The organism is Conexibacter sp. CPCC 205762 (assembly GCF_030646155.1).
In the GTDB taxonomy this organism is placed as follows: domain Bacteria; phylum Actinomycetota; class Thermoleophilia; order Solirubrobacterales; family Solirubrobacteraceae; genus Conexibacter.
The window spans coordinates 1-23,402 of record NZ_JAUTDN010000063.1 but is presented as its reverse complement, the minus strand read 5'-3'; the positions used below and the strand labels follow the sequence as shown (position 1 = coordinate 23,402).

Annotated in this window: 29 protein-coding genes; all 29 read left to right on the top strand. The window is 71.4% G+C overall.

Translation table 11 applies throughout. The features are described from left to right. The coding region (locus Q7L73_RS27000; protein WP_304715731.1) for a flagellar hook-length control protein FliK at positions 1 to 861 on the top strand (861 nt) is incomplete at its 5' end. A gap of 19 nt (positions 862 to 880) precedes the next feature. Further along, entirely contained in the window at positions 881 to 1,402 is a 522-nt protein-coding gene (locus tag Q7L73_RS26995) for a flagellar hook capping FlgD N-terminal domain-containing protein (RefSeq protein WP_304693710.1), read from the top strand. After that, a complete protein-coding gene (locus Q7L73_RS26990) occupies positions 1,399 to 1,791 on the top strand; it encodes a TIGR02530 family flagellar biosynthesis protein (RefSeq protein WP_304693712.1) in 393 nt (130 codons plus the stop codon). The genes Q7L73_RS26995 and Q7L73_RS26990 overlap by 4 nt, the downstream gene beginning before the upstream one ends. Before the next feature lie 76 nt (positions 1,792 to 1,867). Continuing rightward, complete coding sequence (locus Q7L73_RS26985; protein ID WP_304693714.1) at positions 1,868 to 2,740, top strand: flagellar hook-basal body complex protein; 873 nt, start codon at positions 1,868 to 1,870, stop codon at positions 2,738 to 2,740. Positions 2,741 to 2,845: 105 nt separating this feature from the next. Then, positions 2,846 to 3,202, top strand: coding sequence for a flagellar FlbD family protein (locus Q7L73_RS26980; RefSeq protein ID WP_304693716.1), 357 nt, complete (start codon positions 2,846 to 2,848; stop codon positions 3,200 to 3,202). Then, positions 3,199 to 4,002 (top strand): flagellar motor protein, encoded by an 804-nt coding sequence (locus Q7L73_RS26975; protein WP_304693718.1) that lies wholly within the window; start codon positions 3,199 to 3,201, stop codon positions 4,000 to 4,002. The genes Q7L73_RS26980 and Q7L73_RS26975 overlap by 4 nt, the downstream gene beginning before the upstream one ends. 2 nt (positions 4,003 to 4,004) lie before the next feature. Continuing rightward, a complete protein-coding gene (locus Q7L73_RS26970; protein ID WP_304693719.1) occupies positions 4,005 to 4,880 on the top strand; it encodes a flagellar motor protein MotB in 876 nt (291 codons plus the stop codon). Then, on the top strand, positions 4,877 to 5,317 hold the full coding sequence (gene fliL, locus Q7L73_RS26965; RefSeq protein WP_304693721.1) for a flagellar basal body-associated protein FliL: 441 nt from the start codon (positions 4,877 to 4,879) through the stop codon (positions 5,315 to 5,317). The genes Q7L73_RS26970 and fliL overlap by 4 nt, the downstream gene beginning before the upstream one ends. A 13-nt stretch (positions 5,318 to 5,330) precedes the next feature. Continuing rightward, positions 5,331 to 5,711 (top strand): flagellar motor switch protein FliN, encoded by a 381-nt coding sequence (gene fliN / locus Q7L73_RS26960; RefSeq protein ID WP_304693724.1) that lies wholly within the window; start codon positions 5,331 to 5,333, stop codon positions 5,709 to 5,711. Positions 5,712 to 5,789: 78 nt separating this feature from the next. Beyond that, entirely contained in the window at positions 5,790 to 6,281 is a 492-nt protein-coding gene (locus Q7L73_RS26955; RefSeq protein ID WP_304693726.1) for a chemotaxis protein CheW, read from the top strand. A gap of 37 nt (positions 6,282 to 6,318) precedes the next feature. Further along, positions 6,319 to 7,437 (top strand): chemotaxis-specific protein-glutamate methyltransferase CheB, encoded by a 1,119-nt coding sequence (gene cheB / locus Q7L73_RS26950; RefSeq protein ID WP_304693728.1) that lies wholly within the window; start codon positions 6,319 to 6,321, stop codon positions 7,435 to 7,437. Then, positions 7,434 to 8,258: a protein-glutamate O-methyltransferase CheR gene (locus Q7L73_RS26945; RefSeq protein WP_304693730.1), complete on the top strand. Its 825-nt coding sequence runs from the start codon at positions 7,434 to 7,436 to the stop codon at positions 8,256 to 8,258. Before cheB ends, Q7L73_RS26945 begins: the two co-directional genes overlap by 4 nt. 8 nt (positions 8,259 to 8,266) lie before the next feature. Continuing rightward, positions 8,267 to 10,327 carry a chemotaxis protein CheA gene (locus Q7L73_RS26940; RefSeq protein ID WP_304693732.1) on the top strand — a complete coding sequence of 687 codons (2,061 nt, stop codon included), beginning with the start codon at positions 8,267 to 8,269 and terminating at the stop codon, positions 10,325 to 10,327. A gap of 26 nt (positions 10,328 to 10,353) precedes the next feature. Continuing rightward, complete coding sequence (locus Q7L73_RS26935) at positions 10,354 to 10,950, top strand: chemotaxis protein CheC (RefSeq protein WP_304693734.1); 597 nt, start codon at positions 10,354 to 10,356, stop codon at positions 10,948 to 10,950. Positions 10,951 to 10,981: 31 nt separating this feature from the next. Further along, on the top strand, positions 10,982 to 11,488 hold the full coding sequence (locus Q7L73_RS26930) for a chemotaxis protein CheD (protein WP_304693736.1): 507 nt from the start codon (positions 10,982 to 10,984) through the stop codon (positions 11,486 to 11,488). Next, on the top strand, positions 11,485 to 12,462 hold the full coding sequence (locus Q7L73_RS26925; RefSeq protein ID WP_304693738.1) for a flagellar motor switch protein FliM: 978 nt from the start codon (positions 11,485 to 11,487) through the stop codon (positions 12,460 to 12,462). The genes Q7L73_RS26930 and Q7L73_RS26925 overlap by 4 nt, the downstream gene beginning before the upstream one ends. Beyond that, positions 12,459 to 13,367 (top strand): FliM/FliN family flagellar motor switch protein, encoded by a 909-nt coding sequence (locus Q7L73_RS26920; protein WP_304693740.1) that lies wholly within the window; start codon positions 12,459 to 12,461, stop codon positions 13,365 to 13,367. The genes Q7L73_RS26925 and Q7L73_RS26920 overlap by 4 nt, the downstream gene beginning before the upstream one ends. After that, on the top strand, positions 13,364 to 13,726 hold the full coding sequence (locus Q7L73_RS26915; protein WP_310720449.1) for a response regulator: 363 nt from the start codon (positions 13,364 to 13,366) through the stop codon (positions 13,724 to 13,726). Before Q7L73_RS26920 ends, Q7L73_RS26915 begins: the two co-directional genes overlap by 4 nt. A gap of 267 nt (positions 13,727 to 13,993) precedes the next feature. Next, positions 13,994 to 14,455 (top strand): flagellar biosynthetic protein FliO, encoded by a 462-nt coding sequence (locus Q7L73_RS26910; protein ID WP_304693744.1) that lies wholly within the window; start codon positions 13,994 to 13,996, stop codon positions 14,453 to 14,455. Continuing rightward, positions 14,452 to 15,096: a flagellar type III secretion system pore protein FliP gene (fliP, locus tag Q7L73_RS26905; RefSeq protein ID WP_304693746.1), complete on the top strand. Its 645-nt coding sequence runs from the start codon at positions 14,452 to 14,454 to the stop codon at positions 15,094 to 15,096. The genes Q7L73_RS26910 and fliP overlap by 4 nt, the downstream gene beginning before the upstream one ends. A 6-nt stretch (positions 15,097 to 15,102) precedes the next feature. Next, positions 15,103 to 15,378, top strand: coding sequence for a flagellar biosynthesis protein FliQ (gene fliQ / locus Q7L73_RS26900; RefSeq protein WP_304693748.1), 276 nt, complete (start codon positions 15,103 to 15,105; stop codon positions 15,376 to 15,378). Then, a complete protein-coding gene (gene fliR, locus Q7L73_RS26895; protein WP_304693749.1) occupies positions 15,375 to 16,175 on the top strand; it encodes a flagellar biosynthetic protein FliR in 801 nt (266 codons plus the stop codon). The genes fliQ and fliR overlap by 4 nt, the downstream gene beginning before the upstream one ends. A gap of 6 nt (positions 16,176 to 16,181) precedes the next feature. Further along, entirely contained in the window at positions 16,182 to 17,258 is a 1,077-nt protein-coding gene (gene flhB / locus Q7L73_RS26890; protein ID WP_304693751.1) for a flagellar biosynthesis protein FlhB, read from the top strand. Next, on the top strand, positions 17,255 to 19,336 hold the full coding sequence (gene flhA / locus Q7L73_RS26885) for a flagellar biosynthesis protein FlhA (protein ID WP_304693753.1): 2,082 nt from the start codon (positions 17,255 to 17,257) through the stop codon (positions 19,334 to 19,336). Before flhB ends, flhA begins: the two co-directional genes overlap by 4 nt. A gap of 10 nt (positions 19,337 to 19,346) precedes the next feature. Beyond that, the gene (locus Q7L73_RS26880) at positions 19,347 to 21,308 is read left to right on the top strand and encodes a hypothetical protein (RefSeq protein ID WP_304693755.1); all 1,962 of its coding nucleotides are present in this window, start codon (positions 19,347 to 19,349) and stop codon (positions 21,306 to 21,308) included. After that, positions 21,305 to 21,976: a PilZ domain-containing protein gene (locus Q7L73_RS26875; protein ID WP_304693757.1), complete on the top strand. Its 672-nt coding sequence runs from the start codon at positions 21,305 to 21,307 to the stop codon at positions 21,974 to 21,976. Before Q7L73_RS26880 ends, Q7L73_RS26875 begins: the two co-directional genes overlap by 4 nt. Before the next feature lie 17 nt (positions 21,977 to 21,993). Next, positions 21,994 to 22,437: a hypothetical protein gene (locus Q7L73_RS26870; RefSeq protein WP_304693759.1), complete on the top strand. Its 444-nt coding sequence runs from the start codon at positions 21,994 to 21,996 to the stop codon at positions 22,435 to 22,437. Continuing rightward, positions 22,434 to 22,664: a hypothetical protein gene (locus Q7L73_RS26865; protein WP_304693761.1), complete on the top strand. Its 231-nt coding sequence runs from the start codon at positions 22,434 to 22,436 to the stop codon at positions 22,662 to 22,664. Before Q7L73_RS26870 ends, Q7L73_RS26865 begins: the two co-directional genes overlap by 4 nt. Positions 22,665 to 22,742: 78 nt before the next feature. Next, positions 22,743 to 23,402, top strand: a 660-nt coding sequence (locus Q7L73_RS26860; protein ID WP_304715730.1) for a flagellin, incomplete at its 3' end; no start/stop codon positions are given.

The following is a 23,402-nucleotide window of genomic DNA, read 5'->3' as shown; positions in this document are numbered from 1 at the left end:
GCAGCGGCGCCCGTCGCCGCGGCCGAGTCCGCCCCGGCCCAGCCCGCTCCGAGCGCGCCGGCCGCCGAGCCGGCCGCGACCGCGACGCCGAGCGCGCCGCTCGCGCAGCCGCAGCAGCAGAACGGCGACGGTGCCGGCGACGACAGCGGCGCCGCGCAGCCGAGAGCCCAGACCGCCGCGCCGGCCCAGCCGCTGCGCCCGGAGCAGGCCGCCGCGGCCGCCCCGGCCGCCGAGCAGGCGCCGAGCCCGGTCGCGACCGCCGCCGCCAAGCCCGGCGAGCAGGCGCCCGCACATGCCGCGCCGCAGCCGGCGCAGGGTCAGCAGGCCGCCGCCGGCCAGGTCAGCACGCACCCGCTCGGCCAGAGCCAGTCGGCGACGGCCGCCAACGCCGCCGCGGCGACCGCGCCGGCCCGGCCGGTCACGCTCGACCACGCGGTCGAGACGGTCCGCCTGGCGATGCGCGCCTCCGCCGAGCGCGGCGTCACGCACGCCCGCATCAGCCTCAGCCCGGCCGAGCTCGGCGGGATCGAGATCCACCTGCGCCACACCGCAGACGGCCTCGTCGCGAAGGTGATCGCCGACACGACCGGTGCGGCGCAGCTGCTGCAGCAGTCGGCCGACGACCTCCGCCGCGACCTCCAGCAGCAGGGCCTCAACCTGCTCCAGCTCGACATCGGCGCCTCCGGCGAGCAGGCCGGCGAGGCCGGCGCCCAGCACGGCTTCGGCGACCTCGACGGCAGCGCCACCGCGCGCCGCGACGCCGCGCCCGAGGACGAGCTGCTGACCGTCGCGACCGATGCGCCCGCCACGGCGCGGTCGCTCCAGCTTCCGAACGGCGCGCTCGTCGACGTGCTCGCCTGATCAGGAAGGAACGAACGAGATGCCACTCAATCCGACAGACAGCACCACCAGCTCGACGCCGACGGTGATGGACACGGCCAAGCCGAAGGATCCGACGATCCTCGGCAAGGACGACTTCCTGAGACTGCTGATCGGCCAGATGCAGAACCAGGATCCGCTGAACCCCACAGACAGCGCGCAGTACATGCAGCAGATGACGCAGTTCTCGATCCTGGAGCAGATCACCAACCTCGGCCAGACGACGTCGGCCGCGGCCTCCAACGAGTACGACCAGAACGCGATCGCCTTGATCGGCAAGGAGATCACGTACCTGAGAACCGGTGCGGACGGCAAGATCACGACCGCCAGCGGCAGAGTCGAGTCGGTCAAGTTCACCAGCGCCGGCCCGCAGCTGAGCATCACCGGCGACAGCTCGCCGGTCATGCCCGTCTCCGTCCTGAACGTCTGGGGCGAGGGCGGCGCGCCGAGAGTGCCGCCGCCGGCCGACCCGGACCCGGGCAGCGAGCAGAGCACCGATCCGACCGCCAGAACGGGCGAGTGAGCGTCAACCTTCACAACCCCGCGCTCGTCCCGCCCGGCGTCGCGCCGGTCGCGCCTTCCAGCGCGCCGCGCCGCGCCGGCGGCGACGCGCCGGTGCACGGCCCCTCCTTCCAGGAGGTGCTGCGCACGAGAACGCAGGGCGTCGAGTTCTCGCGCCATGCGCTCCAGCGGCTCGAGCGGCGCGGGATCGAGCTGGGCGAGGGAACGCTCTCACGCCTCAACGAGGGCGTCGACCGCGCCGCCGGCAAGGGCTCGCGCGAGTCGGTCGTCTTCGTCGACGGCACCGCCTTCGTCGTCTCCGTCAGAAATCGCACCGTCATCACGGCGGTGGACCCCGAGCACATGCGCGAGCAGGTGTTCACGAACATCGACAGCGCCGTCATCGCATGACGCGAGCGGCAGACAACAGCGGCCGGACCTCCCCGAGGAAGCCGCGAAAGGAACTGATGCCCTCATGATGCGTGGCATGTTCTCCGCGATCAGCGGACTGAAGGTCAACCAGGCGATGCTCGACGTGACCGCCAACGACCTCTCGAACGTCAACACCGTCGGCTACAAGTCGGCCCGCACGACCTTCCAGGACTCGCTCTCGCAGCTGCAGCGCGGCGCGGCCGGTCCGGGCCAGGGCACGGGCGGCTCCAACGCCCTCCAGATCGGCCTCGGCGTCCAGCTCGGCTCGGTCGACAACCTGATGACCAACGGCGCCCCGATGACGACCGGCGCCCCGATGGACGTCTACCTGCAGGGCGGCGGCTGGTTCCGCGTCGCCACCGGCACGCCGCCGGCGGTCCCGACGACCGACTTCCGCTGGACGCGCGCGGGCAACTTCTCGACCAACTCCGAAGGCGACATGGTCACCGCCGACGGCCACTACCTGATCGGCAAGGCGGCGACCGCCACGCCCGACGGCAGAGGCGGCTTCACCTACGCGCCGAACGCGACCGACTCCTACATCAACGTGCCGCCCGGCTCGACCGACGTCGCGATCGGCCGCGACGGCGGCGTCACCTACATCGACCGCGATCCGGCCTCGCCGACCAGAGGTCAGCGCGTCACCGCCGGCTACCTCGCCGTCGGCCGCTTCTCCAACGAGGCCGGCATGACCCGCGAGGGCGGCTCGCTGTGGGCCGAGTCGGCCACCTCCGGCCCCGCCACGGTCGACACCCCCGGCGTCAACGGCTCCGGTCAGACGATCGGCGGCATGCTCGAGATGAGCAACGTCGACCTTGCCACCCAGTTCACGACCATGATCACTGCGCAGCGCGGTTTCCAGGCGAACTCCCGTGTCATCTCCACTTCGGACGAGATGCTGCAGGACCTGGTGAACCTGAAGCGCTGATCGCCGCAGCCGGCAGTGAGCTCGCGCGGCGGATGAGGGACCGCCGCGCGAGCGCTGCCATGCCGGCGGCGCTGGCTGCACACACATCCATGGAGGAGCCCGACAGTGATCGTCCTGCACCGTCTCGGCCACAACGCCGAGCAGTTCCACCTCAATCCAGACTTGATCCTCACCGTCGAGGCGACGCCCGACACGGTCGTGACGCTCACGACCGGGGCGAAGATCGTCGTGGTCGAGTCGCCCGTCCGCGTCGCGGAGGAAGTCCGCACGTGGCGCGCCGACATCCTCAAGGATGCCCTCGGCCGTCGCCGTGACGAAGCGCCCGTGCGCGGTTCGGCGATGGCCCGCGTCGTCGCCGGCCGTGCCGGCGAGCGCCCGTCTGACCGCCCGCCGCTGACCGCGCTCGACGGCGAGCAGGCGACTGAAGATTCCGTCCGACCCGCCGACTACCCGGAACGATGAAGGCAGCTACCGCAATCGGAATCGCCGTCGGCATCGGCGGGCTCCTGCTGGGAGCGCTGATGGAGGGCACGACCCCCATGGCGTTCTTCAACATACCCGCGATGCTGATCGTGCTCGTCGGCACCTACGGCGCCACGATGGCCTCGGTCGGCTGGGGTCCGATGAGCAAGATCCCCAAGCTCTACGGCCTCGCGTTCAGCCCCAGACAGCAGGACCTGCGCGAGCGGGTCGAGCTGCTCGTCGGGATCGCCGAGCAGGCGCGCCGCGAGGGCCTCCTCGCGCTCGACGCGCAGCTGGGCGACATCGACGACGAGTTCACCCGCAAGGGCCTGCAGCTGGTCGTCGACGGCACCGACCCGGAGCTCGTGCGCGAGATCCTCGAGGCCGAGATCGACGGCATGGAGGCTCGCCACCACGCCGGTGCGGCCGCCTTCGAGAAGGCCGGCGGCTACGCCCCGACGATGGGCATCATCGGCACCGTGATGGGGCTCGTCCACGTGCTCCAGAACCTCGCCGACCCGTCGTCGCTGGGCCCCGCGATCTCGACCGCGTTCATCGCGACGCTGCTCGGCGTCGGCTCCGCCAACCTCGTCTTCCTGCCGGTCGGCGTGCGGCTCAAGGCGCTCTCCGACGAGGAGGTCGAGCTGCGCACGCTGACGCTCGACGGCATCCTCGCCGTCCAGGCCGGCGACAACCCGCGCGTCGTCGCGGACAAGCTCTCGTCGTACGTGCCGCCGACGCTCCGTCGCAGCACCGACGACGACAACGTCACGCCGCTCCAGCAGCGAGAGGCGGCTTAGCGATGTCCGCCGCCCGCGGCGGCGGTCGTCGCCGCAGAAGAGGCGGCGGCGGCCACGGTGACGACGAGCGCTGGCTCCTCACCTACGCCGACATGATCACGCTGCTGCTGGCGCTGTTCGTCGTCCTGTACGCGATCTCGTCGGTCAACGTGTCGAAGTTCAGAACGCTGCAGGACTCCCTCCGCGACGCCTTCAACGGCAACGTCGTCAACGGCGGCACCTCGATCATGGAGACCGGCCGCAGCGCGACGAGAGAGACGCCGGACTCGGTCATACCGAACATCACCCCGCCGACCCCGCAGCTCGCCTCTCCGAGAAACAGAGAGCAGGCGGCCGCGCTGGAGGCGCGGCGCGAGGAGCAGGAGTTCCAGAGAATCAAGCACCAGATCGAGCAGTACGCGAGAGCGCACGGGCTCGGCAACCAGGTCGAGGCCGTGATCGCACGGCGCGGGCTGGTCGTGCGGCTGCTGACCGACAGAGTCCTGTTCGACTCCGGCCAGGCCGTCCTGAAGACGGCTGGCATGCCGCTGCTGGGCCATGTCGGCAACCTGCTGAACATCGACAGAATCCACCCGATCCTCGTCGAGGGCCACACCGACGACGTGCCGATCAACACGCCCCAGTACCACTCGAATTGGGAGCTGTCGACGGCGCGCGCCACCGAGGTGGTCCGCTACCTGATAGGGCGCGGCGTGCCCGACAGACGCTTCGGCGCCTCCGGCTACGCCGAGCTGCACCCGATCGGTCCCAACTCGACCGAGCAGGGCCGCGCCCGCAACCGTCGCGTCGAGGTCGTGCTGCAACGACTCCACGCGCCGCCCACCACCACCACCAACTCGACCGCAGCAGACGATTCAGAGGAAGGCCTCACCCCATGAGAAAGAACGTCCTCATCCTCGTGCTGGCCGCCCTCGTCGTCGGCGCGGGCGCCGCTTACACCTTCGCCAAGCCCAAGCACGAGGTCAGACACAAGATCGACGGCACCGTCTACGTGCTGCCGAAGGAGTTCCTCGTCAACCTGAGAGACGGGCGCTACGCGAAGCTGAACGTCGCGCTGGTGCTCGACCACAGCCAGGCGACCGCCTCCAGCGGCGGCCACGGTGGCGGCGGGGCCCCGCCCGAGGGCTTCGGCACGCTCGAGCAGGAAGCCGTCATCCGCGACATCGTCACGGACGTCGTGACCGACGCCAACGGCGACGAGCTCGTCCAGGCGAACGGTCGCGAGGAGATCAAGCAGGCGATCCTCGCGCGGATCAGAAGAACGACCGACGTGAGAACCGAGGACGTCCTGCTGACGGACGTCGCCGTCCAGTAGGAGGCACCCCTCGATGAGCCAAGAGATCCAGCTGCCCGCGTTCGACCGCCCTGTCGGCGGCAGCGCACGCAGCGTCCACAACAACGACCTGGGACGTCTGAGCGACGTCCCGGTCGAGCTGGCCGTCGAGATCGGCCGCACCCGCATGACCGTCGGCGAGACGCTCGAACTGCGTCCCGGCTCGATCGTCGTGCTCAACCGCATGGCCGGCGAGCCGGTCGACCTGCTCGTCAACGGCACCCCGATCGCCCATGGCGAGGTCGTCGTGATCGACGAGGAGTTCGGCCTCCGCATCACCGACGTGCTCGGCGGCGACAACGCCGGCGAGGGCGCGTCCGACGACGCGTCCGACGGCGCTGCCGACGCTGCCGCCGAGGCGCCAGGAACGGTCTGACGGAACGCTGTCGCTCCTCAAGAGCGACAGCGGGGTGCCGATCACCGGAGAGCACCCCGAACCCCGCCGGAGAGCTACATGTCCGAGAGCCAGACCACCCGCCAGCTCGTCGTCTTCTCACTCGGCGAGGAAGAGTACGCCCTGCCGATCACGCAGGTTCACGAGATCATCCGCTACACCGAGCCCCGCTCCGTCGCCAGCGACGTGGACTGGGTTCGGGGCGTGATCTCGCTCCGCGGCAAGATCGTCCCGGTCTACGACCTCGCCACCCGCCTCGGCTTCGTCGCCGAGCGCAAGGAGAGCGCGAAGATCGTGATCGTCGAGACCACCACCGACATGGCCGGCGTGATCGTCGACGACGTCGAGGAGGTCCTGACGGTCGAGCCCGGCCAGATCGAGGACGTCCCCGCCGCCGACAACGAGTCGATCGAGGCGATCGCCAAGATCGACGACCGGCTCGTGATCCTGCTCAACCCGGCGGGCATCTTCGCCGGCTCCGCGGGCGTCGTCTCGGCGGCCGCCGCGGCCGATCCGAGCAGCAACGGCGTCGCCGACCTCGTCGTCGCGTAGCCGTCCCGGCTCCGCAGCGAACCCCCTGAGCACCGCCATGTCGAGCGCAACCGCAACACGCGTCGTCGTCGCCGACGACTCCGGCCTGATGCGCCGCGTCGTCACCTCGACGCTGGAGCACGCCGGCTTCAAGGTCGTCGGCGCCGCGAAGGACGGCGACGAGGCGCTCGCGCTCTGCGAGCGCGAGCAGCCCGATGCGATGACGCTCGACCTGGCGATGCCCGGGCTCGACGGCATCGGCGTCCTGAGAGCCCTGCGTCGTCAGGGCGATCGCGCGACCCCGGTCGTCGTCGTCTCCGCCTTCTCGCCGGCTCACGGCGCGCGCGCCGTCGACGCCCTCGCCGAGGGCGCCTTCGACCTCGTCGCCAAGCCCGCCGTCGGCGACGGCATCGACCGCTTCACGACCGAGCTGAGCGACAAGGTGCGGCTCGCCGCCGCCTCGCGCCGCCGCGTCCCCGGACGCGCCGCCGCGGCGGCGCCGTCGGCGCTGACGCGCCCGCGCCCCGGCAGCCCGCTGGCCGCCCCGAGCGTCGCCACCGGCCTCGGCGGCACCGGCCGCCTCGAGCGCCGCGCCCGCGCCCACGCCGGCACCCGCCGGATGGTGATGATCGCCTGCTCGACCGGCGGCCCGAAGGCGCTCGCCGAGCTGGTCCCGGCGCTGCCGGCCCCGCTCGGCGCCGGCACGCTGATCGTCCAGCACATGCCGCCCGGCTTCACCAACTCGCTCGCGGCGCGGCTGGACCGCGCCTCCAACCTGAACGTGCGCGAGGCCGCCGGCGGCGAGACGCTCGACCCGAAGGTCGCGCTGCTGGCCCCGGGCGGCGCCCACCTGCGCCTGTCGGACCCGGCCCGCGTCGTGACGCTCAGCGACGAGCCCGAGATCGGCGGTCTGCGCCCGCGCGCGGACCTGACGATCGTCGACGCCGCCAAGGCGTTCGGCGAGCGGCTCGTGCTCGTCGTCCTGACCGGCATGGGCAAGGACGGCCTCGAAGGCGCCCAGGAGGTGCGCAGGCGCGGCGGGCGCGTCCTCGTCGAGGCCGAGTCGACCTGCACCGTCTACGGCATGCCGCGCGCGGTCGCCGAGGCGAGACTGGCGCACGAGATCCTGCCGCTGGGCGAGCTGCCCGCCGCGATCGCAGCGGAGGCGGGGGCATGAGCGCCACCGCACCCCGCGCGGCCTCCGGCGCCGGCGCCGCGAAGGACGACTACACGGTCTTCTGCGAGGGCATCCGCAGCCTCACCAGCATCGACCTGCTGCAGTACAAGCGCGGCCAGATGGAGCGGCGGATCCGCTCCTTCGCGCAGCGCCGCGGCGTGACCGACCTGCTCGCCTACCTCGCGCAGCTGCGCAGAGACAGAGCCGAGCTGGACGAGTTCCTCGACCGCGTCACGATCAACGTCTCGCAGCTGTGGCGCAACCCGGAGCAGTGGACGGTGCTGGAGCGCGAGGTGCTGCCGGAGCTGATCAAGGCGGCGCCGGCCGGTCGCGTCAGAGCGTGGAGCGCAGGCTGCTCCTACGGCGCCGAGGCGTACACGCTCGCCGCCCTCTTCCGCCAGCTCGACAGAGGCACGCGCGCGCAGATCGTCGGCACCGACATCGACAAGCGGATGGTCGAGCGCGCCAAGCTCGGCCGCTTCAGCGACGAGGACGCGCGCAGCGCCTCGCGCACCGTGCTGGAGCGCTGGTTCACGCGCGCCGGCGACGAGTGGCAGGCGAGCAGAGAGCTGCAGGCGCTCTGCCGCTTCGAGGTCGGCGACCTGCTGCGGGTGCAGCCGCGCAGGGACGCCTACGACCTCGTCCTCTGCCGCAACACCGTCATCTACTTCACCGAGGACGTGCGCGACGCGCTGCATGAGCGGCTCGTCGCCTCGATCCGACCGGGCGGCTACTTCGTCATCGGCTCCACCGAGCGCGTCAGCCGCCCGCGCGAGCTGGGCCTCGTCCCGACCCATCCCTTCACCTACCGCAAGAGCTAGGGCGCCTGATGGACACCTCCGAATATCTCCCGATGTTCCTCGCCGAGTCGCGCGAGCACCTGCAGGAGCTGAACCTCGCCGTCGTGCGCATCGAGGAGAACCCGGACGATCGCGAGACGGTCGACGAGATCTTCCGCATCGCGCACTCGCTGAAGGGCATGAGCGCGACGATGGGCTTCGCCGCGATCGCGAGGCTGACCCATCAGATGGAGGACGTCTTCGAGCTGCTGCGGCAGCGCGCCGACGGCCTCTCGCGTGAGGCGATCGACGTCCTCTTCAAGTGCCTCGACGCGCTCGAGGCGGCGGTCGAGGAGATCGCGACCGACGGCGCCGAGCGGCTCGAGCCGGGTCCGCTGATCGAGCAGCTGAAGGGCCTGATCCGCGACCGCACCCCGGAGCAGGAGCTGGACCGCATCGGCGGCGTCGAGCTGCCCGACCTGCCGCTCGCGCGCGAGCTGGCCGACGGCGCCCGCATCGTGCACGTCGTCGCGGACCTCTCCGAAGAGGCGCTGATGCCGGCGGTGCGCGCCTTCATGTTCTTCGCCGCGCTCGGCGAGCTGGGCGAGATCGTCGGCTCGATCCCGGCGCAGGACAGCGTCGAGCAGTTCCAGGGCAGCCGCCTCGAGGCCTGGCTCGCGAGCGATCGCGAGGACGAGGTGATCGAGACCGCCGCGCGCAACGTCAGCGACGTCGAGGACGTGCTCCTCGACGAGGCGCAGGACGACCTCACGCCGCCCTCGCGCGAGACGCTCGCCGCCGCCCACGCCGACGCCGAGCCCGCCGTCGTCGGCGGCCCGCCGGTGCTCGAGCCGCCGGCCCCGGTCGCCAACGGCAACGGGACGGCGCCCGCCAGCGCCAAGGGCCAGCGCACCGCCGCCGCCAACCACGCGCATGCCGGCGCGACCGTCCGCGTCGACGCCGAGCGGCTCGACCAGCTGATGCACCACATGGGCGAGCTGGTGATCCACCGCACCGTCGTCGAGACGCTCGCCAACGATGCCGCCGTGCCGGGCCTGCAGCAGGCGATCCAGGACCTGGCGCGCTCCTCGCAGGCGCTGCAGGCGATGGTGATGCAGGTGCGCATGATCCCCGTCGAGGCGGTCTTCCTGCGCTTCCCGCGGCTCGTGCGCGACCTTTCCTCGAAGCTCTCGAAGGAGGTCGAGCTGCAGCTCGTCGGGCAGGAGACGGAGCTCGACCGGACCGTCGTCGACGCGCTCGGCGACCCGCTCGTCCACCTCGTCCGCAACGCGCTCGACCACGGTCTCGAGCCGCCGGAGGAGCGCGAGGCGGCTGGCAAGCCGCGCACCGGCGTGCTGGAGATCTCGGCCCGCCACGCCGGCGGCAACGTGATCATCTCCGTCCGCGACGACGGCCGTGGCGTCGACCCCGCGCGGGTCGCGCAGAAGGCGTTCGAGCGCGGGCTGATCAGCGAGGAGGCGATCCCCACGATCGACTCCCAGCGCGCTGCCGAGCTGCTCTTCACGGCCGGCTTCTCGACCGCCGAGCAGACGAGCGACATCTCCGGCCGCGGCGTCGGCATGGACGCCGTCCAGGCGAAGATCCGCGAGCTGGGCGGCGAGGTGATCGTCTCGTCCGAGCTGGGCGAGGGGATGACCGCGCAGATCCGCCTGCCGCTGACGCTGGCGATCATGGCCGCGCTGCTGGTCGAGGCGGAGGCGGTCCCGTTCGCGATCCCGCTCGACCGCGTCGAGCGCACGCTGCGGCTGGAGGACCACGCGGTCCGCTCGGTCGCCGGCTCGCGCATGCTCGTGCTGCGCGACGGCGTGCTGCCGCTGATCGACGCCGGCGAGGCGCTCGCCGGCCGCATCGTCCCCTCCGGCGAGGCACACGACCACGCCGTCATCGTGCGCGGCCGCGACCGCCGGCTGGCGCTCGCCGTCGGCACGCTCGTCGGCCAGCGCGAGCTGGTCACCCGTCCGCTTCCGCCCGAGGTCAGCGATCGCGCTGCCGTCTCCGGTGGTGCCGTCCTCTCCAACGGCGAGATCGCCCTGATCGTCGACTGCGACGCACTCACAGCGCGGTCGGCCGACGCCGTCCCGATCGCCTGATGCCGCCTCAGGAAGGAGCACCCTCAGTGTCCGCGCCCGATTACACCGACATGCAGCTCGACGCGATGCGCGAGCTGGCCAACATCGGCTCCGGCCAGGCCGCGACCGCGCTCGCCAGCATGCTCGGCAAAGAGGTCGAGCTGTCGGTGCCGCGCGCGCTCGCGCTGCCGCTGGCCGACGCCGTCGACGCCGTCGGCCCGGCCGAGAAGACCGTCAGCTCGGTCGTCCTGCCGATCTTCGGCGAGATCGACGCGCTCGTCCTGCTGCTGTTCCCGACCGAGGACGCCGCGACGCTCTGCAGCATGCTCGGGGTCGAGGCCGGCACCGAGGTCGGCGACTCGGCGATCGGCGAGATCGGCAACATCCTCGGCACCTCGTACATCAACGCGCTCGCGTCGATGGCCGGGCTGGCGATAGAGCCGAAGCCGCCGCACGTCGTCACCGACATGCTCGGCGCGATCGTCGCCTCGCTGCTGTCGCAGACGGTCGGCGAGACCGACTCCGCGCTCGTGCTCGACACCGGCCTCGCCGTCGCCGGCGTGCAGTGCGAGCTGTCGTTCCTGCTGTTGCCCACGACCGGAGGCATCGCCGAGCTGCTCGGCCGCCTCGGGGTCGGCTCATGATGACCGGACGGGAACGGTGAAGATCGTGCGCATGGGTGAGCTGGCGGTCTCGACGCTGGCAGAGGACGAGCTGATGACCATCGGGCTCGGCTCCTGCATCGGCGTGGCCGTCGTCGACCGGGCCAAGAGCGTCGCGGCGCTGGCCCACGTCATGCTGCCCGACGCCTCCGCGGTCCCGAACGCTCCGGCCGGCAAGTTCGCCGACACGGCGATCCCCGCCCTGATCGAGCAGAGCGAGCGCGTCGGCGCGCGGCGCGTCCGCCTCGAAGCGGTGCTGGTCGGCGGCGCGCAGATGTTCGAGGTCGGTGTCGGCTCCACGCTCGACATCGGCGCTCGCAACGCCGTCGCGGTGCGCGAGGCGCTCGCGAGAGCGCGCATCCCGGTGCGCGCGCAGGAGACGGGCGGCCGACGCGGCCGCACGATGCGCGTCCACGTCGGCGCGATGACGGTGACGGTCAAGGAGGCCGGCGGCAGAGAGGTCGAGCTGTGGTCCGGCTCGCCCAGCCCACGACGGAGCGCGGAGGCGATCCACCGATGAGCGAGATCCTCACGAACGACCAGATCGCGGCCCTCGTCGAGGCCGCCAAGCACGGCGAGCTGCCCGACGAGGGCGCCGCCAGCCGTCGCGGACGGCGGCTGAGAACAGTCGACTTCGCCCGCCCGACCAAGTTCACCAGCGAGCAGGAGCGGCGCATCGTGCGCACGCTCGACATGTTCTGCCAGACGGCCGCCGCGCGCCTCACGGCGGAGCTGCGCGTGCCGCTGGAGCTGGAGGTCATCAACACCAGCCAGCTGACGTGGGCGGCCGCCTCCTCGATGCTGCCGCCGGCCTCGCTCGGCACGCCGCTGGAGGTGCAGCCGCACGACACGCGGATGCTGCTGACGGCCGAGCTGCCGTTCATCGTGATGGCGATCGAGTACCTGCTCGGCGGCGCGCCCGACAGACCGCCGCGGCAGCGCAAGCTGAGCGAGATCGACTGGGTCCTCTCCAGACGCCTGTTCGAGACGCTGACGACGCAGCTGTCGATCCAGTGGCAGGACCTCTGCGGCCAGACGTTCGCGGCGCAGGAGGTCGACTCGCACGTCGAGGGCATGCAGATCGCCGCGATCTCGGAGCCGACGCTGACGGTCACGCTGGAGTCGCGCATCAGCCGCCACTCCTCCACGCTGGCGCTGCTGATCCCGTGGTCGTCGATCGACGCGGTCGCCGACCAGATCGCCGGCCGCGACATCCGCACGCGCGCGGCCGACCCGCGCGCCGCGGCGCTGATCGAGGCCGCGCTCTCGGGCGCGAGCGTGACGATGCGCGCCGAGGTCGGCTCGACCGAGCTGGCGATCGACGACGTGCTCGGCTTCAAGCCGGGCGACCTCGTCAAGCTCGGCTCGCTCGCCGCCGACGGCGTCACCGTCTACGCCGAGGACGTGCCGATCCACCACGCCCAGCCGGGCCGCAGCGGCTCCCGCCGCGCCGTCCAGATCACCGGCGGACCCGGAGAGGAGCCGCTCGCATGACGACCAGAGAAGCCCTGATGCGCCTCGGCGCCTCCACCGCGGAGGCGATCGCGAAGGTGCTGGAGAGCCTCTGCCCCGATCAGGTCGAGCGCGGCGACGTCTCGGTCCTGAACCCGGACACGGGCCCGTTCGCGACGCTCGAGGTCCCCGCGGTGGCGGTCTCGGTCGCCTACGTCGACGGCGTCACCGGCGGCAACGTCTTCGTGATGACGGCGACCGGCGCGCGCCGCATCGCCGCCTCGATGATGGGCATGCCGGCGCCGGAGGACAGCGGGACCGAGCTGTCGGTGCTGGAGCTGTCGGCGGTCGCCGAGGCGGCCAACCAGATGATGGCCGCGGCTGCCGCCGCGACCGGCGTCGTGCTCGGCCAGGAGGTCGAGATCGCGCCGCCGGAGACGCGTCTCTTCAGCAGCTCCTCGGAGGCGGCCGACGCCTACGAGCTGGCGCCGCACGGCACCCGCGCGACCTTCCGCGTCTGCGGCGAGGCGTGCCGGCTCGTGCAGCTGGTGCCGAACGCCTTCGTCGTGCGCATGACGCGCGCGCTCGACGAGATGGGCGTCGAGCACGTCAGCGGCGACGGCGCCCACGGCAGCGGCGGCGACGGCGAGGCGATCGACGAGCGCGTCGCGCTCGACGAGGCGCTGCGCGACATCCGCGTGCGCGTGTGGGCGGAGCTGGGGCGGACGAGGCTGCCGCTCGGCGACGCCCCGGAGATGCCGACCGGCCACGTGCTCGAGCTCGACCGCAAGGCCGACGAGCCGGTCGACCTGTATGTCAACGGCTTGCGCTTCGCAAGCGGAACGCTGGTGCTGACCGACGACGGCGAGTGGGCTCTGCGGCTCGCCGAGGTCGCCGGTCATACCGAGTCAGAGAAAACCCCCGAAAAGGAAGGAATGGTGTCCTGATGGCACGTGTGCTCGTCGTCGACGACGCTGCGTTCATGCGCAAGATGCTGACCGACGCGCTCTCCAACGGCGGCCACGAGGTCGTCGGGGAGGCCGGCAACGGAGTGGAGGCGATCCAGCGCTTCCAGGAGCTGCGCCCCGAGCTGATCACGCTCGACATCACCATGCCGGAGAAGGACGGCCTGGAGGCGCTGCGCGAGATCATGGCGATCGACCCCAGCGCGAAGGTCGTGATGTGCTCCGCGCTCGGCCAGGAGGCGAAGGTGCTCGAGTCGATCAAGCTCGGCGCGAAGGACTTCGTCGTCAAGCCGTTCCAGGCCGAGCGGGTGCTCGACGCGGTCTCCAAGGCGATCGCCTGACGCACCGCCGGCGCCCGTCCGGGCGCCACCGAATTCATACGTCGCACCCGAAGCCCCGGTTCCTGCCGGGGCTTTTCGGGTTCCCGCAAATGTGAATTCCGCGAATCGCCGCTAAAGCTATTCGTCGCGGCGCCGATCATCAGGGCGACTCTTCCCTCGGAGTCTCCCTCGATGAAGACGGCTTCCCTGCTGACACGGGCAGCTGCGCTCTGCGCTGCCCTCATGATCCTTGTCTGCGCCCCCGCGCTCGCGGCTGGCAGCAGAGACGTGGAGAACACTCCCGTCGACCTCGGCACGACCACGACCGGCGGCGGCGACGCCGGCGGCGGCAACGGCGGCTCGATCGTTCGCACGATCGTCGGCCTGGCGATCGTGATCGGCGTCATCTACGGCATCGCCTGGGTGCTCAGACAGCTGAGAGCGAGCAGACAGGGGCGCGCCGTCGGCGGCCTCCAGGTCGCCGCCTCGGTCCCGCTCGGCTCCGGCCGCTCGCTGCAGCTCGCCCGCGTCGGCAACGAGCTGGTGCTCGTCGGCGTCGGCGAGCACGGCGTCACGCCGGTGAAGACCTACAGCGAGGACGAGGCCCGCGAGGCGGGCCTGATCGACGAATGGGGCGATCTGATCCTCCCCGACGAGCTCGACGGTGACGGTGACGCGCCCGCAGGCGCGAAGCTGAAGAACCCGCGTGAGGTCGTCGGCCAGATGCGGAAGTGGACGGTGCGACGGTGAACGAGGTCAGCGGAGACTCCGCGATCCAGGTCCTGCTGCTGATCGGCGCGCTGACGCTGATCCCGGCGGCCCTCTTCTGCCTCACCGGCTTCACGCGGATCCTGATCGTGCTCGGCTTCATCCGCACCGCGATCGGCACGCCGACCTCGCCGCCGAACCAGGTGCTCGTCGGGATCGCGCTGTTCCTGACCCTGTTCGTGATGGCGCCGACCTTCAGAGAGATCAAGACGACCGCGTGGGATCCGCTCGAGAACGGCAGAATCGACACCGCTCAGGCGGTCGAGCGGGCACAGGTGCCGCTGCGCGAGTTCATGTTCGAGCAGACGCGCACGAAGGACCTCGCGCTGATGGTCCGCCTCTCGCAGGAGAGAACGCAGCCGAGAACCTACAGAGACATCCCGACGACGACGCTGATCCCGGCCTTCATCATCAGCGAGCTGAAGACGGCCTTCCAGATCGGCTTCATGATCTTCCTGCCGTTCCTGATCATCGACCTGATCGTCGCCTCGACCTTGATGAGCATGGGAATGATCATGCTCCCACCGGTCTTCATCTCGTTGCCGTTCAAGATCCTCTTGTTCGTGCTCGTCGACGGCTGGGCGCTGATCACCGACTCCCTCGTCCGCAGCTTCTCGGGGTGATCTGAGATGGATCAAGACACCGTCATGAACCTGTCGACGCAGGCGCTCGACCTGGCGATCAAGATCGGCGGCCCGCTGCTGCTGGTCGGCCTCGTCGTCGGCCTCGTCGTCTCCGTCTTCCAGGCGATCACGCAGATCCAGGAGCAGAGCCTCTCGTTCATCCCGAAGATCATCGCGACCGCGGTCGTGCTGGTCGTCGCGGGACCGTGGATGCTCAACCAGCTGCTGTCGTACACCGAGAACCTCTATCGCTCGATCCCGGCCCTGGTCGGCGGCGGATGAACGTCACCCAGCAGACGTCGGAGCAGCTGCTCGCCGCGCTCGGCGTGAGAAACGTCGTCGGCTTCTTCCTCGTGCTGGCGCGCATCAGCCCGCTGTTCCTGGTCGCGCCGATGTTCTCCTCGCGGCAGGTCCCGGCGCGCGCCAGAACGATCGTCGCGTTCGCCTTCGCGCTCGGGCTGTACCCGATCGCCGTCGCCGGCCAGACGGTGCCGACCGAGGTGCTCCACATCATCCCGTTGATCGTCAAGGAGCTGCTCGTCGGGCTCGCCTTCGCGCTCTGCGTCGCGCTGCTGTTCGCGGCGGTCGAGACGGCCGGCGCGATCCTCGACTTCATGGTCGGCTTCGCCTTCGGCGGCGCGCTGGACCCGATCACCGGCAACCAGTCGGCGGTGCTCGGCCGCGTCTACTCGCTGGTCGCGGTCGCGATCTTCATCGCGATCAACGGCGACGCCTGGCTGATCCAGGGGCTGTCGCGCACCTTCGAGATCGTGCCGCTGGCGGCGACGCCCGACTTCGCCTCGATCGGCGAGGCGCTCACCGCCGTCTTCTCCAACATCTTCACGGCCGCGCTCGAAGTCGCGGCGCCGGTCGTGATCGCCTGCGTGCTGACCGACGTCGGCTTCGGCGTCGTCTCGCGCGTCGTGCCGCAGCTGAACGTCTTCGCGGTCGGCTTCCCGGTCAAGGTGATCGTCGGCCTGCTGGTCGTGACGGCCTCGCTGCCGTTCGTCGGCGGCTGGATCGACGACCAGCTCGAGCTCAGCGTCGGCCAGGCGCTGCAGGTGCTGCGAGCGGGGTGATCTGACGTGGCCGAGGACAAGACAGAGAAGGCAACACCGAGACGCAGAGAAGACGCGCGCAGAAGAGGCCAGGTCGCGCGCTCGCAGGACGTCAACGGCGCGGTCGTGCTGATCGCCGGCCTGCTGGTGCTGTCGCTGATGGGCCCGAAGATCGTCAACGGGATGGCGAGCGCGATGCGCAGCTCCTTCGACGACGCCGCCACGCCGGGCGCGATCATGACCGGCAGAGGCCTCGAGGCGCTCGCGATGTCGACGCTGACGACGATCGCGCTGGCGATCGCGCCGATCGCCCTCGTCTGCGCCGTCGCCGCGGTGGCGGTCAACCTCGGCCAGGTCGGCATCAAGCCGTCGGCCGAGGCGCTCAAGCCGCAGCCGAGACGGATCAACCCGCTGCAGGGCGCGAAGAACGTCTTCGGCCCGCGGATGTTCTTCGAGGGCGGCAAGTCGATCCTGAAGGTGTCGGTCGTCGGCGTGATCGTCGCGATGACGCTGATGCCGAAGATGACCGAGCTGGCGGCGACCGTCGGCACCAGCCCGGTCCAGCTCGGCTCCGAGCTGGCGGGGATGGTCTTCGCCGTCGCGCAGCGCGCCGCGATCGCCTACCTGCTGATCGGCGCGATCGACTACGCCTACCAGAAGTGGCAGCACGAGAAGGGCCTGCGGATGACCAAGCAGGAGATCAAGGACGAGTTCAGATCGCACTCGCTCCCGGCCGAGGTCAAGGGCGCCCAGCGCCGCCGCATGATGCAGCAGGCGCGCGCCCGCATGATGGCGGCCGTCCCCGAGGCCGACGTCGTCGTCACCAACCCGACCCACTTCGCCGTCGCGCTCAAGTACGACGGCACCCGCCCGGCGCCGATGGTGGTCGCCAAGGGCCAGGACCTGATCGCACTCCAGATCAAGAGAATCGCCGCCGAGCACGACGTGCCGGTCGTCGAGAACAAGCCGCTCGCCCGCTCGCTGCACAGAGCGGTCGAGGTCGGCCAGCTGATCCCGGAGGACTTCTTCCACGCCGTCGCGCAGGTGCTCGCGCACGTCTACAGAGTCGCGGGGACCGCCCGCAGGAAGGCCGTCGCACGATGAACTCCAACGTGCTGAGAAAGGTGATGGGGCAGACCGATCTGCTCGCGGCGCTCGGCGTCGTGCTGATCGTGGTGATGCTGATCATCCCGCTGCCGCCGGTCCTGCTGGACTTCTTCATCACGCTCAACATCTCGGCCGGCATCGCGGTCGTCGTCGCGACGCTCTACCTCAACCGCGCGCTCGACTTCGCCTCGTTCCCGTCGCTGCTGCTCCTGACGACGATGTTCCGGCTCGCGATCAACGTCTCGGTCACGCGCCTGATCCTCACGACCGGCGACGCCGGCCACGTCGTCAGAGCGTTCGGCGAGTTCGTCGTCGGCGGCAACGTGATCGTCGGCCTCGTGATCTTCTTCATCCTGATCGTGATCCAGTTCGTCGTCGTGACGAACGGCGCCTCGCGTGTCGCCGAGGTCGGCGCCCGCTTCACGCTCGACGCGATGCCGGGCAAGCAGATGGCGATCGACGCCGATCTCAACGCCGGTCTGATCACCGACGACGAGGCCCGCCGCCGCCGCTCCGAGATCGCCCAGGAGGCCGACTTCTACGGCTCGATGGACGGTGCCTCGAAGTTCGTCAGAGGCGACGCGATCGCCGCGATCGTGATCGTGCTGATCAACCTGATCGGCGGCCTCGCCGTCGGCATCATGCAGATGGGGATGCCGTTCAGCGAGGCGATCCACCACTTCTCGCTGCTGACGATCGGCGACGGCCTCGCCGCGCAGATCCCCGCGCTCCTGATCTCGGTCGCGACCGGCATCCTCGTCACCCGCGCCGCCTCCGACAAGGACCTCGGCTCCGACGTCGCCGGCCAGATCCTCAAGCAGCGCAAGGCGCCGCTCGTCGCCGGCGGCGCGATCCTCGCCTTCGCGCTCGTGCCGGGCCTGCCGAAGCTGCCGTTCATCGTGATCGGCGGCCTGCTGTTCTTCATCGGCTGGCAGCTGCGCAGAGGCGACGCCGCCGACAAGGAGGCCAGCGACGCCGCGGCCGCGCAGGCCGATGCCGACGGCAGCGCCGTCGCGCAGCCGCGCGACGCGGCGCTTGAGGCGCTCCCGATCGATCCGCTCGAGCTGTCGATCGGCTTCGGCCTCGTGCGGCTCGTCGACCAGCACTCGGGCGGCACGCTGCTGTCGCGCGTCTCCGTCATCCGGCGCCAGATCGCGACCGAGCTGGGCATGGTGATCCCGCCGGTCCGCATCCACGACGAGCTCGGGCTCGACTCGCACGAGTACGTCATGAAGGTGCGTGGCACCGAGGTCGCGCGCGGCGCGATCATGGCCGGCCATCAGCTCGCGATGGACCCGGGCGACGCCGTCGGCCAGCTGTCCGGCGTGCCGACGACCGAGCCGGCCTTCGGCCTCCCGGCGACGTGGGTCTCGGACTCGCAGCGCGCCGAGGCGGAGGCGCTCGGCTACACCGTCGTCGACGGCGAGTCGGTGATCGTCACGCACCTGACCGAGATGATCCGCGCGCACGCCGCCGAGCTGCTGACGCGTCAGGACACCAGACAGCTGCTCGACCAGCTGAAGGAGTCCAACGAGGCGGTCGTCAACGAGGTCGTGCCCGACATGCTCACGCTCGGCGAGATCCAGCGCGTGCTGCAGAACCTGCTCGCCGAGGGCGTCTCGATCCGCGACCTCGGCACGATCGTCGAGGCGATCGGCGACAAGGCGCGGCTCACGCGCGACCCGTCGCTGCTGTCGGAGTACGCGCGCCAGGCGCTCGGCCGCACGATCACCGCGCCGTACGTCGACGAGAGCCAGCGGCTGCGCGCGATCGCGCTGGACCCGAACATCGAGCAGGAGATCGCCGCGTCGATCTCGCAGACCTCCGACGGGGAATACCTCGCGATGGATCCCGTGCGCGCGCAGGCTTTGGTCAGCGCGCTCCGAACTCAGGTGGAGCACGCAGTCGCGCGTGGCAGCAGACCGGTGCTGCTGTGCTCGGCGCGTGTCCGCCGTCACATGCGGCGGCTCGTCGAGCAGGCGATCCCGCACCTCGCGGTCTGCTCGTACAACGAGATCGCACCCGGCATCACTGTGGAGACGATTGGAGTGATCGAGCATGAGCTCGCAAGTTGACGATCGGCCGATGACGAACGGGCACGCCGCCGACGCCTCCGGCCTGCACACGTTCCGGGGCAGATCGCTTGAAGAGGTCCTGCCGCAGATCCGCGCCGAGCTCGGCCCCGACGCCGTCATCATCCGTCAGCGCGACGGGCTCGTCGGCGGCATCGGCGGCTTCTTCCAGCAGCAGTTCGTCGAGGTCCAGGCGCGGGCCGGCTCCGCGCGCATCGACCTCTACGACGAGGAACCCGCGCTGCCGCCGGTCCCGGCCGCTCCCGCCGCCGCTCCCAGCCCGGCGCCGGCCGGCGCCAGCCCCTACGTCGCCGGCGCCTACTACGAGACGAACGCGCCCGCCCCGCGGATCGCGCCCGACCCGCGCGCGGTCAGCGTCGAGTCGCCCGAGCCGGTCGCGCCCGAGGCGCTGCTGCCGCCCGAGCCCGCCGCCCCCGCCGCCGAGCCGGCGCCCGCGCGCGTGCCCGGCTCGCGCCCGAAGCCGAAGCTGAGCGCCGCCGAGCTGCTGGCGCAGGCGACCGGCGCCAAGCCCGGCGACACGCGCACCCCGGCTGAGATCCTGCGCGCCCACAGCGCGACCTTCGCGCAGCAGCTCGCCGCCGCCGAGGACCTGGCCGAGCCGGTCGTCTCCAGAGCCGCGCCCGCCCCCGCACCGGCGAGAAGAGCGCGCAAGGCGCCGTCGGCCCGCTACGCGCCGCCCGTCGAGGAGGCGCCCGCGCGCCCGCAGGCGTTCGCGCCGCCGCTGCCGGCGGCCGAGGTCGCGCCCGCTCCGGTCGCTGCCGCCGCTCCGGCGCCGGCGCCGACTCCCGCTCCCGCCAAGCGCGCCAGAAGAGCGGCCAAGCGCAGAGCTGCCAGAGCAGCGACCGCGAGAGCCGCGCCGAGAGCCGCCGCCAGAGCGCCGGCCGCGCCCGCGCCGGCCGCCGCCCCGGAGGCGACCGACCCCGCCGACGGCGGCCCGCAGCTGCCCGAGAGCGGCGTCGGCCCGCAGACGACGCAGGCGCTCGAGCTGGCCGCCGCGATCGCCGCCAACATGTCGGCCGTCAAGCAGGCGCGCGACGAGCAGGAGGCGCGTCTGGCGCCGCGCGCGGCCGCCCGCACGGGCGCCCCGGCGCTGCCGGTCCCGGCTCCGCGCAGACCGGCCCCGGCGCTGGCGAAGGCGCAGCGCCGCAGCCTCTTCGGCCGCCGCAAGCCGGCCGTCTCGAGAGCGCGCCGCGCGATCGAGACGCCCGCCGCGGTCGCCGTCTCGACGAGACTGTCGATCCGCGGCATCGAGTCGAGCACGACGCGCGAGCTGCTGCTCGACGCGACCGCGCACGTGCTCCCGTTCACGCCCGGCGGCGACGTCGCCGCGGCGGCCCGCGCCGCGCTCGCCCGTCGCATCCCGACGCTGCCTGCGCCGCGCGCAGGCGGTCGCGCGGTCGCCTTCGTCGGCGCCGGCGGCAGCGGCAAGACGCGCTGCAGCGCCGGGCTCGCCGCCGCCTACGCGACCGGCTCGACGATGCCGGTCGCCTGCCTCACGCTCGCCCCCGCCGACAACGGCGCCGAGCTGGCGACGCTGCTGAAGCCGCACGGCGTCAGCGTCGAGGTCGTCGAGACGGTCGAGCAGGCCGCGCGCCGGATCGGCGAGCTGCGCGACAGCGCGCTGGTCGTGCTCGACACGCCCGCCGTGACCGACGCCGCCAGCGTCGAGCAGCTCGCCGCCGAGCTGCAGCAGCTCGAGCTGGACGAGGTCCAGCTGACCGTGCCGGCGACGCTCAGCGCCGCCGTCGCGCAGGAGCAGGTCGAAAGGCTGGCGCCGCTGCAGCCGAGCGGCATCGCGATGACCCACGGCGACGCGACCGACCACATCGGCGCCGTCGTCGAGCTGGCCTGCGCGACGCGGCTGCCGCTCGCCTACGTCAACGACGGCCTCGAGCTGCCGGGCTCCTTCGCGCCGGCCGACCCGTCCCGGATCGCGGAGCGGCTGCTGTCATGAGCCCCCTGCGCAAGCGCGACGGGAAGAGACCCGGGCCGGCGCTGCTGGCGCATCTCCCGGAGGTGCGCCAGGACGTCGACCTGATCCTGCCCGGCCGCGAGCGCTTCGCCGCACGCGTCACGCGGATCGGCGAGGAGGAGGTCGTGCTCGTGCTGATGCTGGACGCGCGCGACCCGCTCCAGCTCGGCGAGGTCGCGACGATGGCGATGGAGTTCGCCGGCCCGCGCGGGCTCGTGCGCATAGAGGGCAGCGGCTCGGTCGAGGCCTACGACGTCGTGATCCTCAACCTCTCGGGCGCGATCGAGGTGATGCAGCGGCGCGACTTCGTGCGCGTCAGAGCGGTGCGGCCGATGGCGCTCGCGCCGGTCGACGAGGAGGGCGAGGTCGGCGCCTGGATAGACACGCTGACCGTCAACCTCAGCGGCAACGGCGTGCTCGCCTCCGGACCCGACACGATCCCGCTGGAGACGGCGGTCCACTTCCGCGTGAAGCTGGTCGAGGGCGAGCCGCCGATCGAGGGCGTCGGCAAGGTCGCCCGCGCCAGCGACGAGGGCCATCGCGGGATCTCGATAGAGCAGCTGTCAGACGAGAGCCGGCGCCGCCTGGTCGCCTTCATCTTCGAACGCGAGCGGATCGCGCGTCGGATGACGCGCGACAGCGAGCTGTGACCTGGAGGACGTGAGAGATGGCAGCGAGCGACACCCGCGCACGACGCCCGGCCGCCGGCCGCGGCGGCAGAGCGGCGGGCAGAGGCAGACAGCAGGCGAGCGGCCGCAAGGGGCGCAAGCGCGGCGGTCCCGAGCGGCCGAGCGTCGCCAACCACCCGAGAGGCGGCACGCAGGTCAAGCAGGCGAAGGGCTGGGCCGGCCTGATCGGCTTCGCGCTCGTCGCCTTCGTCTCCTACGAGAGCAGCGTCCCGACCGAGGACCTGATCCTGCGCGCGCTCGCCGGCGGCATCGTCGCCTACCTCGTCGTGTGGGCGATCGCGGTCGCCGTCTGGCGCCATCTGGTCGTCAGCGAGCTCGACATCAAGCGCGAGGAGCGGGCGGAGGCGGAGAGGGAGCGCCGCGCCGCGATCCAGGCCGCCACGGCCGCCGCCGCGCAGGGCGAGAAGGCGGCTGAGGCATGACCGAGCCGATCATCAAGATCACGCCGCACAACCCGAACATCTTCCCGGTGCCGGCGGTGAGACTGCCGCGGATCGACCCGGAGGAGCGCGAGCAGCGCCGCCGCGAGCACGAGGCCGAGGAGGACGCCCCGCTGCCGCGCGAGGAGCGGCGCGAACCGAGCCAGGCGCCCGCCGCCCGCCCGCGCCGCCGTGACGTCGGGCCCGGTCACGTCGACGTGACCGCCTAAAGCTCGGCGCCGTTCTGCCGACCAACAAGGCAGAACTGGGTGACATGGAGTCGCCCCGGGACGATCAAGGAGATCGGCATGTCCCTTCGCATCAATACGAACGTCGAGGCGTTCAACGCGCATCGCAACCTCGAGGGCACCAGCAACAAGCTCGCGAAGTCGATGGAGCGTCTCTCCTCCGGCTTCCGCATCAACCGCGCCGCTGACGATGCCGCGGGTCTCGCGATCTCGGAGAAGCTGCGTGGTCAGATCGGCGGCCTGGCGCAGGCGCGTCGCAACGTGCAGGACGGCATCTCGCTGGTCCAGACCGCGGAAGGTTCGCTGACCGAGGTCCACAGCATGCTGCAGCGCTCGCGCGAGCTCGCCGTCCAATACGGCAACGGCACGCTGGCGACCGAGGACAGAAACGCGATCGTCTCGGAGGTCCAGCAGCTGTCGGACGAGATCGAGCGGATCGGCAGAACGGCTCAGTTCAACGGCATCCAGCTGCTCGACGGCACGGTCACGAGAATCACGTTCCAGGTCGGCGCCAACGACGCCGAGACGATCGACGCGACCACCTCGAGACTGACCGACTCGGCCAGAAGAGTCGACCTCACCTCGAGAACGGTGCTGGCCGACATCGACGCGTCGATCAACGCGGTCTCGAACATGCGCTCCTCGTTCGGTGCGGTGCAGAACCGTCTGGAGCACACGTACAACAACCTGTCCGTGTACCAGGAGAACCTCTCGGCCTCT